We start from the raw sequence: 13609 nt of genomic DNA, 5'->3' as shown, positions 1-13609 counted from the left end.
GTGCTGCTATTCGACTGTCACGCTCTTGGCGAGGTTGCGTGGTTGATCGACATCTGTGCCTTTCACGCAGGCTACGTGATAGGCAAGCAACTGCACCGGCACCGCGTACACCAGCGGTGCGATGAGCGGGTGGACCTTGGGCATCTGGATGGTGGCGATACAGCCATCCCCGGCCTCGGCTATCCCGTCCGCGTCGGAGATCAGCACGACCTTACCGCCCCTTGCGCGCACTTCCTGCATGTTGCTCACGGTTTTCTCGAATAACGGCCCCGAGGGCGCGAGAACAATTACCGGCACTGCTTCGTCGATGAGCGCGATGGGGCCGTGCTTCATTTCACCCGACGCATAGCCCTCGGCGTGGATGTAACTGATCTCTTTCAGCTTCAACGCGCCCTCCAGCGCGAGCGGGTAGTCCGGACCGCGTCCAAGGTACAGCACGTCGCGCGCGGGTGCGATCAGGTGCGCCATTGCCGCGATCTCTTCGTCATGGCTGAGTGCAGCGTTCAGGCACGCGGGCGTTTCGACGAGATGCCGGACGATCTCGATCTCTTCGTCCCGATCGATCCGGCCGCGCAACACGGCGAGGTGCGCAGCCAAAGCGGCGAGCACGGCCAACTGGCAAGTAAAGGCTTTGGTCGAGGCGACGCCGATCTCCGGCCCCGCGTGAGTGGGCAGCAGCAAGTCCGCTTCCCTCGCCATCGAACTGGTTGGCACATTGACGACAACAGCGATCGTCTGCCCCGCAGCCTTGCAATGGCGCAGTGCTGCCAGCGTGTCGGCAGTCTCGCCTGACTGCGAGATGAAAAGCGCCAGCCCGCCCGGTTCCAGCACCGGGTCCCGATAGCGAAACTCGGAAGCGACATCGATGTCGACCGGTAGACGGGCGAATTGTTCGAACCAGTACTTGGCTACCATACCCGCGTAGTAGCTGGTGCCACACGCGACGATCGTCACACGGTTGATCTTCGAAAGGTCGTAATCGATCTGGGGCAGGGCCACGGACTGGTCCACCTGCCTGACGTAGCTGTGCAGCGTCTGGGCAACGACCGTCGGCTGCTCGAAGATCTCCTTTTGCATGAAGTGGCGATAGTTGCCCTTCTCGATAGCCACTGCCGAAGCTCCCGAGGCGACAATCTCGCGCTCAACGGGGTTGTTGTCGGCGTCGTAGACCTGTGCGCCTTCGCGCGTGATTACGACCCAGTCGCCTTCTTCGAGGTAGCTGATGCGCTGTGTCAGCGGCGCCAGCGCGAGCGCGTCGGAGCCGAGGTACGTCTCGCCATCGCCGTAGCCGACGACAAGCGGGGACCCGAGCCTCGCGCCGATCAGCAGGTTCGGATGCTGCCGGAATGCGATCGCTAGGGCAAAGGCACCCCGCAGCTGAGGCAGAACGGCCTGGACCGCATTTTTGGGGGAAAGTCCTGCCTCCACCTGCTCGGAGACAAGGTGCGCCACCACCTCCGTGTCGGTCTGGCTTTCAAAGCTGCGACCTCTGGCTTCAAGACTCTCCCGCAAAGCGCGGAAGTTCTCGATGATGCCGTTATGTACAAGCGCCAGCTCGGCAGTGGCGTGAGGGTGGGCGTTGGCCGCTGTTGGACCGCCGTGCGTTGCCCAGCGCGTATGAGCGATGCCGGTGAAGCCTGGCGCATGGTTCTGCGCTAACTCCCGCACGAGATTGATCAGCTTGCCCTGCGCGCGGCGGCGCACCAGCTCTCCCTGGTGGACGGTGCAGACGCCGGCGCTGTCGTAACCGCGGTATTCCATGCGCCTGAGGCCGTCGACTAGCCGGTCTGCGACCTCATCTTTGCCGACGATCCCGATAATGCCGCACATGAGAAACTTGCCTTCCTTGAGGGGAGAGCCTGATAGCCCTTCGCTTACCGTGTCGCTGACACCCGCCCGCGCGAAGCACAGGCGGGTAGTAGTCTCACAATCGCGTTCGGGCCGATAGCAGAGCTTTTCTCCGCGCGCAGCTGTTGTCGGCGCCTGAGAGCTAGGAGCGAGAGGGCTGTTTAAGCGCCGCCGGAAATGCGGTTGTCACTGCGATCGACCGCCGTACGCAAGCGCCGCGCGGTCGCAAGCGCCTTCGCCTGCTCCTCCGCCGAACAATCGGCTTCGACGACATCTTCGAGGCGATCCGCGGCTTTGCTCAACATTGATTTGAGCGCTTCCGCTTCCGCCCTCGCATTGCCGAGAGCGTGACGCAGTTCCTCTTCACTCTTTTGGCTCACGACGCCCCCCTTAGAACGATGCATCTTAGTAGGTCTGTTGCGCCAAGCCAAGTGCCCCTCGGGCCAGCATGAAGGTCACGGATAGGCAATCTCGAGGACTTCCCATTCCTTTTCGCCGGAGGGCAGGCGCACGATCCTCAAGTCGCCTACAGCGGCGCCACGCAGGGCCCGGGCCAGAGGAGCGCTCCACCCGACCCGGCCTGCGCCGGCGTCCTGCTCGTCATCGCCGACAATGGTGAGCGTCATGCGCTCGTCCTCCTCGTCTGCAAGCGTGATTGTCGCGCCGAAATAGACGCGGGAGCGATCCTCCTGCGACGCGGGATCGACCACTCTGAGCGCCTTCATCCTTCTGGCGAGATGTGCCAGTTCCCGGTCAATCTCGCGCATCCGCTTTCGGCCATACAGATAGTCGCCATTTTCAGAACGGTCGCCATTGCCGGCCGCCCAGCTCACGATCTCTACGATCTCCGGCCGCTCCTTACCGAGTAAATGATCGTAGCGGGCTCGCAACGCGGCCATGCCGGCGGGAGTGATCGGGGGACCTGCGGGTTTCATGCGCGCTGCCTGTGACGTGTAACAAGTCTCGACGCCACCCTGTTCTCGGGGGAGCGTCTCGATTCGTCCTCAGCCGGGAGTGCGCTTGCCGAGCAGATTGCTCAGCGGCGTTTCGCCTCGATAGTACCCACGTTGCGGTTGAAGGCGCTGGTAGACCACCGCGTTCTCGAGAACGCGAGTTATGTAGTTCTTGGTCTCATAGATCGGGATCCGCTCGATCCACTCGATCCAGTCGATGCTACCTGTGCGGGGATCGCCATTGGCGCGAATCCACTTGTTCACGTTCCCTGGACCGGCGTTGTACGCACCCACGGCCAAAGGAGTGGCGCCTCCGTAATAATCCATCATGCGTCCGAAGTAGCCATCGCCCAGCCGCACATTGTAGGTTGGATCTGAGATCAGCGCGTCCACGCTGTAGCTCAGCCCCATCTTGCCCGCCTGTTCTCGCGCAGTTCCGGGCATCAACTGCATCAGCCCTCGGGCGCCGGCATGGCTGATGGCGTTCTGGGCGAACTGGCTCTCCTGGCGCGTCATCGCATGCGCCATGATCCAGTTCGTGCCGGCAGGGACCGGCATCTCTGGAAATGCTATACGACCGAAGGCGGCGTAGCCCTCGGCATGAGCGGACTGCCCGAGAATCACTCCCAAATCGCGCCGGCCGATTTCCCGGGCAAGCTCGGCCACAAGAACGTAGTCGGTTTCTGTCTTTGCTTGATCGGATATCTCGCGGAAGAACTGCACGCCGGTCCGCCAGTCGCCATCGCGTGCTACGTCCCGCACGGCGCGGGTGATCGGCTTGGCATGGAAAGCGGCGCGTTCGGCAGCGCTCGGCCGCGCTTGGGGCATCACGTCCAGATTGGGGATCGGCCGACCCAGCCGCTCCAGCGAGAGCTGGCCGTAGAAGTACTCAGCGTACTGCGCCGCCATCTCGAAGTAGCGTTTTGCCCCAGCGCTGTCTCCGGCCTCGGCTGCGGCACGACCCGCCCAATAGAAGCCCTTTGATCGTGTGCCAGGCGTCTGCGCGGCTGCGCCATAGCGATAGAAAAGCGGAGCGGCCCGGCGTGGGTCGCGAAGCTCCCACAATGCCTTCGTACCACCAAGCCAGACCAGCGAGGTGTAGTCGTCGCGAAGGCGAAAGGAGAGCTTGGAGATGTCGGTGCCCGGCGCAAAAGCATCGTCAATGGAGGCCGCAATGCGGACCGCGGGATCTGCCCCGGCGCCTCGTGCGACGGTCAGCAGTTCTCGCACCCACTTTTCGGCTTCGAGGGCAGGGCGCTCGAGCGGCGCCCGGGTCGCCAACAAGCTGATCGCGGCGGGTAGATTGCCGCTTTTGCGGGCTTGCGCCGAGCGATTATACACATAGCCGGGATCCCGCAGAAGACGGGCGTTTACAGGCAATCCCAAGGAACCGGGCGCTGCACCTTGCAGAAGGGAGAGTCGCTCCATGAAAAGATTCCGCTGAGCGGCCGATACGAAAGAGACTTGGCGTTCCGCCTGCGCCGTTTCGTTCTGCCAGAGCAGCGCATCCATTCGCGCGTCGTGATCGGCCGGGCTGAGACGATCCCGATAGAAGGACATGAGCGTCGCTTCGTCATTTGCCGACAGAGATCCTCCGCGCCAGGCGGCAACCGCCTTTTCGGCTGCGTCCGGCCGCCGCATGTAGGTCAGGGCAGTGGCGTAACGCCCAGCAGCCTCGCTAGAAAGTGGCGGAAAGCGATCGAAGAACGCGACAAGCATGCCGGGGTCCGGTGATTCGCTGCTGAGCGCCTTTTCCGCATAGCCGCGGATCTTCTCTTCCTGCGGGTACCCAGGATAGCTCATCAGGAATGAGGCGTAGGTGCCAAAGCCGAGGCGACTATTGGCAACGAGCGTCCTCCATTGCTCGACGGACTGGTGCGTTGCCAGATCGTGCGACTGCATCTGAATCGCGCGGGCGCGATCCCAATCACGGCCCTCCTGAGCCAAGGAAGCCGTGGGAACACAGATCGCTGATGTCAGCAGGAGACAGGTGGAAGCACGCAGCATGCTGGACATTTTGGAAAAAGGCTCCTTATCAGGCGCTGAACAAACGGCCGGCTCCTCTCTTGGCGCCGATAATGCCGTCTTGATGACCATTGGCAAAGGCGAAGTCCATGTTCTCGGGTTCGATTCCGGCACTCGTCACCCCCTTCCGCGACGGCGCATTCGACGAAGCTGCATTCCGCAAGCTAGTCGATTGGCAGATTGAGAACGGGTCTTCTGCGCTCGTTCCTTGTGGCACCACGGGCGAGAACTCCACGCTCTCCAACGCCGAGCACCATCGCGTTATCGAAGTCTGCCTTGAGCAAGTGGCCGGTCGGGTCCCGGTGATTGCAGGGTGCGGCAGCAACGATACGACGAACGCACTTCTCCACATGAATTTTTCAAAGAAGAGCGGAGCAGCCGCCGCCTTGGTCGTCGCGCCTTACTACAATCGGCCGAGTCAGGAGGGATTGCTTGCACACTTCTCCCACCTGGCAGAGAATTGCGATCTGCCGATCGTGCTCTACAATGTGCCCGGCCGCACCGTTACCGATCTTAAGCCCGAGACCGTGTGCGAACTCGCGCGGCGCTTCCCGGATACGTTCGTCGGGATCAAGGACGCCAGCGGTGATCTCTCCCGCGTTACCGATCACCGCATGGGCATTGGCAGGCAGTTCTGTCAGTTGTCGGGAGACGACGAGCTTGCTTTGCCTTTCAATGCCGCTGGGGGTGTCGGTTGCATTTCGGTCACGGCGAACGTCGCGCCGGCTCTATGTGCCGAGTTTCAGGCTGCCTGCGCTGCGAACGATCTGGACTTGGCGCGTCAACTCAACGACCGGCTCTACCCGCTGCACTACGCCATGTTCGAGGACAGCTCACCGGGACCCTGCAAGTATGCCATGAGCAAGGTTGTTGACTGGATCGCCAACGAACTGCGCCTGCCGCTCATCCCCTGCGGGGAAAAGGCCATGAAGGCTGTCGATGCCGCTCTCGTGCATGCTGGCTTGGTCTGAACGAAGGCAACGACTGTTCTCGGGGCGGCGCACACACGAAGTTTTTTGTCAGGTCGCCGTTCCTGATTTCTTTTCGGGCGGGGTGCACCTACATCCCGCATCATCATGGCCCGTCCCCAAAGCAAAACGTTCGATAAAGTGAAGAGTGTGGCGGAGAACCGCCGCGCCCGCTTTGACTACCACATCGAGGATACCTTCGAGGCTGGCATCGCGCTCACCGGCACCGAAGTGAAGTCTCTGCGCTTCGGCGAAGGTTCCATCGCTGAAGCCTACGCGGAAGTTCGGGGTGGCGAGTGTTGGCTCGTCAACTCGAACGTGCCGGAGTTCAGCCACGGGAACCGCTACAATCATGAGCCGAAACGACCGCGAAAGCTGCTGTTGCACGAGCGCGAGATTGCGCGTTTGCAAGGAGCAGTTGAGCGCAAGGGAATGACACTCGTTCCATTGTCGGTCTATTTCAATGGCCGTGGCCGCGCAAAGGTCGAACTCGCGCTTGCACGCGGCAAGAATGCCGCCGACAAGCGAAACACGATCAAGGAGCGCGATTGGAAGCGCGAACAAGCGAGGATCTTGCGAGACCACGGATGAGCACGCTGTCTTCCCGCTTGTCGCGATGGTTTCACGCGCAAATGCCGACGCACGAGCAATTGGCAGCAAACCGATTCACTGCACCTCTCGCGCGGAGGCAGGATCTCTTTCGCTTCACGCGCCGCTCTGTACCGCGCGGCGTTGCAGTTGGGCTTCTTGTCGGCATCTTCGCGCTGATACCCGGCATTCAGATTATAGGTGCCGCTCTGATGTGCGTGCCGGTGCGGGGAAACATTCCGTTGGCTGCGGCCATGACCTTCCTATCCAATCCGGGAACGACTCCCCTGATACTTGCCGCCGCGATCTGGCTTGGAAATCGCATGGGCTATCACGCCGATCTTTCGACGTTCCATGCGCTTTATGAACGCGGCGCCAGCGCGCATGAATGGCTGTACTGGCTTCTGTCCGATGCCGCGCCATCCCTCGTGGTGGGGCTCTCGATCCTCTCGGTTGGAAGCGCTGCATTAGGGTACCTCCTCGCGGTGTGGTTCTGGCGCGGGTGGATCGGACGCAAAAACAAAGCTCGGCAACTTCGGCCGGCTCGTGGCCAGGGCCTAGACCCGCCAGGGGGCGCCGCATGAACAACGCAGCGGCTCCAACTCGTGAGGGCCGCGACCTCCTCGTGTTAGGGTTGGCACTCGCCGTCAGCGCCGGGATTGTCTGGCTGGTGACGAACGATCCCATCGTCGTGTCTGCTTACTTCGCGGCGGTGCTTGCACTTGGTGCCGTCGCGCTCACGGCGGGACGGAGGCGTGCGCCTACGCTCGTAGAGGAACTCGCCGCGCCGGACTGGTCGGTTACGGTTGCCGCGGTCGAGCGCCCGGACACCGCCATTGCTATCACGGATCGCGCTGGGCGCCTGGTATGCGCCAACTCTCTTTTCGAAACTTGGTTCGGCGCTGCCAGCGCGCCGCCCCGACTTCCGGTAGACGATGCCTCGCGAGAACGGCTGGCAGATGCAGTGCGCGTCGCGTGGCGCGATGGCAATGCGCAACTTACGCTGGCGAGCGCCGAAGAAGATGGGGCGTTCGGGCCCCACCGTTGGTCGACGGAAGCTCAGCGAGCCGGACGGGGGGAGGACTTCCTCGTTTGGCGCTTCACTGCGCAGTTCAAAGGAGACCCTCTCTCCGAGCTCACTACGCACCTTGAGGGCAAATTCGGGCTTGCTCTGTCCCAGGCCGGCATCGCTGCGGCAGTCGTGGAGCCCGACGGTCAGATCCGCGCAACCAGCATCGGCTTTGCCGAGCGCGCTGCGGGTGATCCTCAGGCAGACCTCGTGGGGCAGGATTTCGTCAGCATGCTGAGGCAGGAGGAGGGCGACCGCCTTGTGTGGGCTCGTGATGGGCAGCGCGCGACGCCGCTGATGCTCTATCACGTGCCCATCGCGGATCCCGATGCGGCGGTTCGACCAGATCCGCTGACGATTCCCTCACTCATACTAGTGGTCGATGCCGGGCTGGGTATCGGGGCGGGCGAAACCACCGGAGCGGCCGTGCCGCATCTGGAGGCCTTGTTGGGCCAATTGCCGCTGGGCCTTGCGATGGCGGATCGCGACGGGCGGCTCTTGTTCGCCAATCCAGCTTTCATGCGCGCGGCGGGGCGCGAAGGGCAGCAACCTCCGACGTACCCCACCGATCTTGTGGTAAAAGAGGACAAGCGCACGCTCTCTGAATCGATCCGGCGATTCGGCCACGGCTCTGCAGCCGCAGGAGACATCGCCGTCCGCCTGGCAGCGCAGCCCGACGACCCTGTGTCACTCAGCCTTGCGGGCGTCCGAGGGCTGGGAGAAGCAGCTGTGCTTTTGGGACTGACCGATTCGTCCGAGGAAACCCGCCTTAAGCGGCAGGTGGCGCAGGCCACGAAGATGCAGGCGGTCGGCCAGCTGGCTGGCGGCGTCGCGCATGACTTCAACAATGTGCTGACGGCAATCCTCGGGACCTGCGACCTGATGCTGATGCGGCACACTCCGGGCGACTCGGACTACGATGATATCCAGCAGATCCGGGCGAACTCGAATCGTGCCGCATCGTTGACTCGGCAGTTGCTGGCTTTCTCGCGTCAGCAGACGCTGCGTCCTGAGATCCTGCAAGTTCCAGACATTGTGGCCGACGTGTCGCAGATGCTTCGGCGGCTGATTGGCGAGAAGATCCAGCTTGTCGTCACTCATGACCGGGATCTGGGGCCCGTGCGCGCGGACCCGACACAGCTCGAGCAAGTCATCGTCAACTTGGCGGTCAACGCGCGCGACGCAATGCAGTCCCGGGGAGACGGCTCGGGGCGGCTCACTTTGTCAACGATGCGCGTCAGCGCCGCCGACGTGCGAGCCATGCGCAACGACATCATTCCGGTGGGGGATTATACCGCACTTTGTGTGGGAGACACCGGCAGCGGTATTCCGCCCGAGCATCTCGGCAAGATCTTCGAACCTTTTTTCACCACTAAGGAGCAGGGGAAGGGCACCGGACTCGGACTTTCGACAGTCTACGGCATCGTGAAGCAATCCGGCGGTTTCATCTTCGCAGACAGCGAAGTCGGCAAAGGAACGACCTTCAAGGTCTACCTGCCGGTGGAGCACGGGACCCCAGGCTCACAACGAACGCCCGTCAAGGCGATCGAGGCTCCCCGCCAGTGGGCAGGCGGAGGTCGTATCCTTCTTGTCGAAGACGAGGATCCGGTGCGAGTCGTTGCTGAACGCGCACTCATTCGCCAGGGATATCAGGTCACCTCCGCGCGTGACGGGGAGGAAGGGCTGGAGCTCGTGAAGCAGGGAGGCAGCTTCGATCTTGTGGTCAGCGACGTCGTCATGCCCACGATGGACGGGCCGGCAATGGCACGCAGCATCCGAGAGCTCGCGCCCGTCCTGCCGGTGCTGTTCATGTCCGGCTATGCTGAAGAGCAACTGCGCAAGGAGATCGGGCTCACGCACTCTTGGTTTATGCCGAAGCCCTTTTCGGTCCAACAACTGTCGGAGAAGGTCGGCGACATCCTGGCGCAAACAAAGCAGCGGCAATCCTGAAGCGAAGCCGCGCCCCAGCGGCGACGAAGCTGTGGAAATGCAGGACCCGCCGATGTTCCCAGCGGCAGCTGTGCTTTGGTGGACCGGGACGTCGCAAGCGAGCAGAACAGCAGGCTTTTCAGGCGAGTGGTCGATCTTGACGGAAGACAATGTTCGCCTCTTGTTCTTAAAGAACAAATGGGATACATGAGGCTGGTGACGTTGACCTTTCCGGTCAGCCAGGTAGCGAAGGGAAAGTGACATGGCTGCTCAGCTCAAGCTGATCCAGGAAGGCAAGGAAAAGGACGCAATGGACCGGCAAAAGGCCCTTGAAGCGGCGCTCGCACAGATTGACCGTGCTTTCGGCAAGGGCAGCGCGATGAAGCTGGGCTCCAAGGAGGCGATGCAAGTGGAGGCGATCTCCACCGGCTCGCTCGGGCTGGACATCGCGTTGGGCGTAGGCGGTCTGCCGCGCGGTCGTGTAATCGAAATTTATGGGCCGGAAAGCTCCGGCAAAACAACGCTGGCACTGCACTGTATTGCAGAAGCGCAAAAGGTAGGCGGCACCGCTGCCTTCATCGATGCAGAGCACGCGCTCGACCCGGTCTATGCAAAGAAGCTGGGCGTAAACATTGATGAGCTGATTGTCTCCCAGCCTGATACGGGCGAGCAGGCGCTGGAGATTACTGATACGCTGGTGCGGTCGAACGCGATTGACGTACTGGTGGTGGACTCCGTTGCCGCGTTGGTCCCGCGGGCGGAAATCGAAGGTGAGATGGGTGACAGCCACGTGGGCCTTCAGGCCCGCTTGATGAGCCAATCACTGCGTAAGCTCACCGGCTCAATCAGCCGATCGCGCTGTATGGTGATCTTTATCAACCAGCTGCGGATGAAGATCGGCGTGATGTACGGCAACCCGGAGACGACCACGGGCGGCAATGCACTCAAGTTCTATGCCTCGGTTCGCCTCGACATCCGTCGCACCGGTCAGATCAAGGACCGAGACGAGATCATCGGTAACGCCACTCGCGTGAAGGTGGTGAAGAACAAGGTCGCGCCGCCATTCAAGCAAGTCGAGTTCGACATCATGTACGGCGAAGGTGTGTCGAAGATCGGCGAGATTCTCGACTTGGGAGTTAAGGCCGGTATCGTCGAGAAATCAGGTGCCTGGTTCAGCTACGACTCGATCCGGATTGGTCAGGGGCGTGAAAACTCCAAGACCTATCTGAAGGCTAATCCTGAAATCTGCGACAGGCTCGAGAAGGCCATTCGTGCAAAGACAGAAGGTCTGGCAGAGGAAATGATGGCTGGACCTTCAGAGGAAGACGACATCTAAGTTTTCAGGGCGTTGGCGGCCTACATGGCCAAGAAGATCGCCAGCGTCCCGAGAAAAGCTCCGTTTCAAGACAAAGCGGCTCTCCTTTCAAAGCTTGGGAAAGGCTGAGCAGGTTTTTTTGTGGTGCGGTGGTGCGTCCGATTACGCTGATCGTGCGTTCGCGCTTGCCGCATGAATGAGGCCGGTTTATCCGCACCACCATGCGCTCGACTAACGAAATCCGCCGCTCTTTTCTCGAATACTTCGGCACGCAGGGGCACGACGTGGTGCCCTCCGCGCCGCTGGTCCCTTATAACGATCCCACGTTGATGTTCGTCAACGCAGGAATGGTTCCTTTCAAGAACGTTTTTACGGGCCTTGAGTCGCGCGAAACTCCGCGCGCCACGTCGTCGCAAAAATGCGTTCGCGCGGGCGGGAAGCACAACGATCTCGACAACGTCGGTTACACGGCCCGGCATCATACCTTCTTTGAAATGCTGGGTAACTTCTCCTTTGGTGATTACTTTAAGGAGCAGGCGATAACCCACGCTTGGACTCTTCTGACAAGAGTCTGGGGTCTGCCTGCCGAAAAGCTCCTTGCGACGGTGTACCACACCGACGACGAGGCGTTCGCGCTCTGGAAGAAGATCGCCGGCCTGCCCGAAGAGCGGATCATTCGCATCGCCACGAAGGATAACTTCTGGGCGATGGGAGACGATGGCCCCTGCGGCCCTTGTTCCGAGATATTCTACGACCACGGTCCTCAGATTCCTGGTGGTCCACCGGGATCGCCAGACGAGGACGGCGATCGTTTCGTCGAAATCTGGAACTTGGTCTTCATGCAGTTCGAGCAGGCTGCAGGCGAAATCGTCGGCGATCTTCCCCGTCCCTCAATAGATACAGGCATGGGTCTTGAGCGGGTTGCGGCCGTCATGCAGGGCGTGCACGACAACTACGACACGGACACGTTCAAGGCGCTGATCGCAGCCTCGGAAAGTCTCACCAGTGTTCCTGCGGCAGGCGCGCAGCGCGCTAGCCATCGCGTTATAGCGGATCATCTGCGGTCGAGCGGGTTCCTTCTAGCGGATGGTGTGCTCCCTTCCAACGAGGGCCGAGGCTATGTGCTTCGCCGCATCATGCGCCGCGCCATGCGCCATGCTCACCTGCTCGGAACGCACGATCCGCTGATGCACCGCCTGGTGCCAGCTCTCGTCGCGGAAATGGGGCAAGCCTACCCGGAACTTGGCCGCGCACAGCCGATGATCGAAGAGACGCTTGAGCGCGAGGAGATTCAGTTCCGCCGCACGCTTTCCAACGGCTTGCGATTGCTTGACGAAGCTACAGCGGGAATGGACGAGGGTGCTGAACTGCCCGGCGACACCGCGTTTCGTCTCTACGACACCTACGGTTTCCCCTATGACCTTACTGAGGACGCTCTGCGTTCGCGTGGGATCGCGGTAGATCGGACCGGGTTCGATGCGGCGATGGCACAGCAAAAGGCCGCGGCGCGTGCGGCCTGGAAGGGCTCTGGTCAGTCAGCCGACAACGAGATCTGGTTCGACATCGCCGAGCGCGAAGGTGCCACCGAGTTCACAGGCTATAACTCGACTCAAGGCGAGGGGCGCGTCGTCGCACTTGTTCGCGACGGCAAGGAAGTGGCTTTCGCCGAGGCGGGCGAGGAACTTGTGGTGCTGACGAACCAGACGCCATTCTATGGTGAAAGCGGTGGTCAGGTCGGGGATGCGGGTCTTATTGTGACTGCACCGGGTGCTACGGCTGGCGAGCTCAAGGTCGCCGTGAGTGACACTTCTAAGCCACTGGGTCGTCTTCACGCGATGCACGGCAAAGTGGAAGTGGGCCGGGTCGCGGTCGGCGATACCGTACAGTTGGTGGTCGATGGCGAACGCCGCGATGCCGTTCGCGCCAACCACTCAGCCACGCACCTACTGCATGCTGCTCTGCGGCACCGTCTCGGCGATCACGTGACTCAGAAGGGGTCGCTGGTTGCGGCCGAACGTCTGCGGTTCGACTTTTCCCATACCAAGGCGCTCACTGACGAGGACATCGCGGCGATTGAAGCGGAAGTGAATGCCGAAATCCGCCATAACGAGAGCGTCACGACTCGGCTTATGAGCCCCGACGACGCGATCGCAGCCGGAGCTATGGCGCTGTTCGGCGAAAAGTACGGCGACGAAGTGCGCGTGCTTGCAATGGGCCGTCAGACCGGCAGCCGGAACTACTCCGTTGAGCTGTGCGGTGGCACCCACGTCAACGCGACTGGGGACATAGGCGTATTCCGCATCGTGGCCGAGAGTGCAGTCTCTTCAGGCGTGCGCCGGATCGAGGCACTCACTGGCGAAGGCGCACGGCGTTGGCTCGTGCAGCGCGAAGAGGCACTGAAGAACGCGGCCGGCTTGTTGCGCACCACTCCGGAAGATGTCGAAGGTCGAGTGGCCGCGCTGTTGGAAGAGCGGCGCAGGCTGGAGCGGGAACTGGCGGAGGCCAAGCGTGCCCTGGCCCTCTCTGGAGGCGGCGCGAACGCGAATGCCGATACTGTGGACGAGGACGTTGGAGGCATCAAGTTCTCGGGTCAGGTGTTGGAAGGGTTCGATCCCAAGGAACTGCGAGGGCTGCTGGATCAGGCGAAGCAGCGGCTCGGCTCGGGTGTAGCCGCGATCGTCGCGGTCAACGATGGTAAAGCTAGCATTGCCGCGGCAGTTACGGATGATCTCATCGGCCGTGTCAGTGCCGTTGAACTCGTGCGGAAAGGCGTAGAGGCGCTGGGCGGCAAAGGTGGCGGCGGACGCCCTGATATGGCGCAGGGTGGTGGCCCGGATGGGTCCAAAGGGGCAGAAGCCCTTTCGGCGATCAAGGCCCTCATGACGGAGTAGGCGGTCGACCTCCGGAGCTGCTG

Annotated in this window: 10 protein-coding genes; 6 read left to right on the top strand and 4 right to left on the bottom strand. The window is 61.8% G+C overall.

The genetic code is table 11. From position 1 onward, the window contains the following. Positions 1-6: 6 nt before the first annotated feature. The 4 genes from glmS to ABVV53_RS03995 form a co-directional block, all read right to left on the bottom strand. Positions 7-1830, bottom strand: coding sequence for a glutamine--fructose-6-phosphate transaminase (isomerizing) (gene glmS / locus ABVV53_RS04010; RefSeq protein ID WP_353983088.1), 1824 nt, complete (start codon positions 1828-1830; stop codon positions 7-9). A gap of 179 nt (positions 1831-2009) precedes the next feature. Beyond that, positions 2010-2228 (bottom strand): hypothetical protein, encoded by a 219-nt coding sequence (locus tag ABVV53_RS04005; protein ID WP_353983086.1) that lies wholly within the window; start codon positions 2226-2228, stop codon positions 2010-2012. A gap of 75 nt (positions 2229-2303) precedes the next feature. Further along, a complete protein-coding gene (gene greB / locus ABVV53_RS04000; RefSeq protein WP_353983084.1) occupies positions 2304-2783 on the bottom strand; it encodes a transcription elongation factor GreB in 480 nt (159 codons plus the stop codon). 69 nt (positions 2784-2852) lie between these two features. Next, on the bottom strand, positions 2853-4817 hold the full coding sequence (locus ABVV53_RS03995) for a lytic transglycosylase domain-containing protein (protein ID WP_353983082.1): 1965 nt from the start codon (positions 4815-4817) through the stop codon (positions 2853-2855). Positions 4818-4915: 98 nt separating this feature from the next. Here ABVV53_RS03995 and dapA point away from each other — a divergent pair, with 98 nt between their 5' ends. The 6 genes from dapA to alaS all read left to right on the top strand — a co-directional run bounded on the left by dapA (position 4916) and on the right by alaS (position 13586). Further along, positions 4916-5797, top strand: coding sequence for a 4-hydroxy-tetrahydrodipicolinate synthase (dapA, locus tag ABVV53_RS03990; protein ID WP_353983080.1), 882 nt, complete (start codon positions 4916-4918; stop codon positions 5795-5797). Positions 5798-5902: 105 nt separating this feature from the next. Next, positions 5903-6385, top strand: a complete 483-nt coding sequence (smpB, locus tag ABVV53_RS03985) for an SsrA-binding protein SmpB (RefSeq protein ID WP_353983078.1) — start codon at positions 5903-5905, stop codon at positions 6383-6385. Continuing rightward, positions 6382-6966, top strand: coding sequence for a DUF2062 domain-containing protein (locus ABVV53_RS03980; RefSeq protein WP_353983076.1), 585 nt, complete (start codon positions 6382-6384; stop codon positions 6964-6966). The genes smpB and ABVV53_RS03980 overlap by 4 nt, the downstream gene beginning before the upstream one ends. Then, positions 6963-9401 (top strand): hybrid sensor histidine kinase/response regulator, encoded by a 2439-nt coding sequence (locus ABVV53_RS03975; protein WP_353983073.1) that lies wholly within the window; start codon positions 6963-6965, stop codon positions 9399-9401. The genes ABVV53_RS03980 and ABVV53_RS03975 overlap by 4 nt, the downstream gene beginning before the upstream one ends. A 241-nt stretch (positions 9402-9642) precedes the next feature. After that, positions 9643-10716, top strand: coding sequence for a recombinase RecA (recA, locus tag ABVV53_RS03970; protein ID WP_353983070.1), 1074 nt, complete (start codon positions 9643-9645; stop codon positions 10714-10716). Positions 10717-10916: 200 nt separating this feature from the next. Further along, positions 10917-13586, top strand: a complete 2670-nt coding sequence (gene alaS / locus ABVV53_RS03965; protein ID WP_353983068.1) for an alanine--tRNA ligase — start codon at positions 10917-10919, stop codon at positions 13584-13586. Positions 13587-13609 lie beyond the last annotated feature (23 nt).

Source organism: Novosphingobium kalidii (assembly GCF_040534015.1).
Classification (GTDB): Bacteria; Pseudomonadota; Alphaproteobacteria; order Sphingomonadales; family Sphingomonadaceae; genus Novosphingobium; species Novosphingobium kalidii.
The sequence above is the reverse complement of the archived record's forward strand: the minus strand, read 5'-3'. Positions and strand labels throughout refer to the sequence as shown.

Excerpts from the sequence above, each read along its gene's own strand:
- smpB (WP_353983078.1), top strand. The coding sequence starts at position 5,903 with ATGGCCCGTCCCCAAAGCAAAACGTTCGATAAAGTGAAGAGTGTGGCG.
- ABVV53_RS03995 (WP_353983082.1), bottom strand. The coding sequence starts at position 4,817 with ATGTCCAGCATGCTGCGTGCTTCCACCTGTCTCCTGCTGACATCAGCG.
- ABVV53_RS03980 (WP_353983076.1), top strand. The coding sequence starts at position 6,382 with ATGAGCACGCTGTCTTCCCGCTTGTCGCGATGGTTTCACGCGCAAATG.
- greB (WP_353983084.1), bottom strand. The coding sequence starts at position 2,783 with ATGAAACCCGCAGGTCCCCCGATCACTCCCGCCGGCATGGCCGCGTTG.
- dapA (WP_353983080.1), top strand. The coding sequence starts at position 4,916 with ATGTTCTCGGGTTCGATTCCGGCACTCGTCACCCCCTTCCGCGACGGC.
- alaS (WP_353983068.1), top strand. The coding sequence starts at position 10,917 with ATGCGCTCGACTAACGAAATCCGCCGCTCTTTTCTCGAATACTTCGGC.
- recA (WP_353983070.1), top strand. The coding sequence starts at position 9,643 with ATGGCTGCTCAGCTCAAGCTGATCCAGGAAGGCAAGGAAAAGGACGCA.
- ABVV53_RS03975 (WP_353983073.1), top strand. The coding sequence starts at position 6,963 with ATGAACAACGCAGCGGCTCCAACTCGTGAGGGCCGCGACCTCCTCGTG.
- glmS (WP_353983088.1), bottom strand. The coding sequence starts at position 1,830 with ATGTGCGGCATTATCGGGATCGTCGGCAAAGATGAGGTCGCAGACCGG.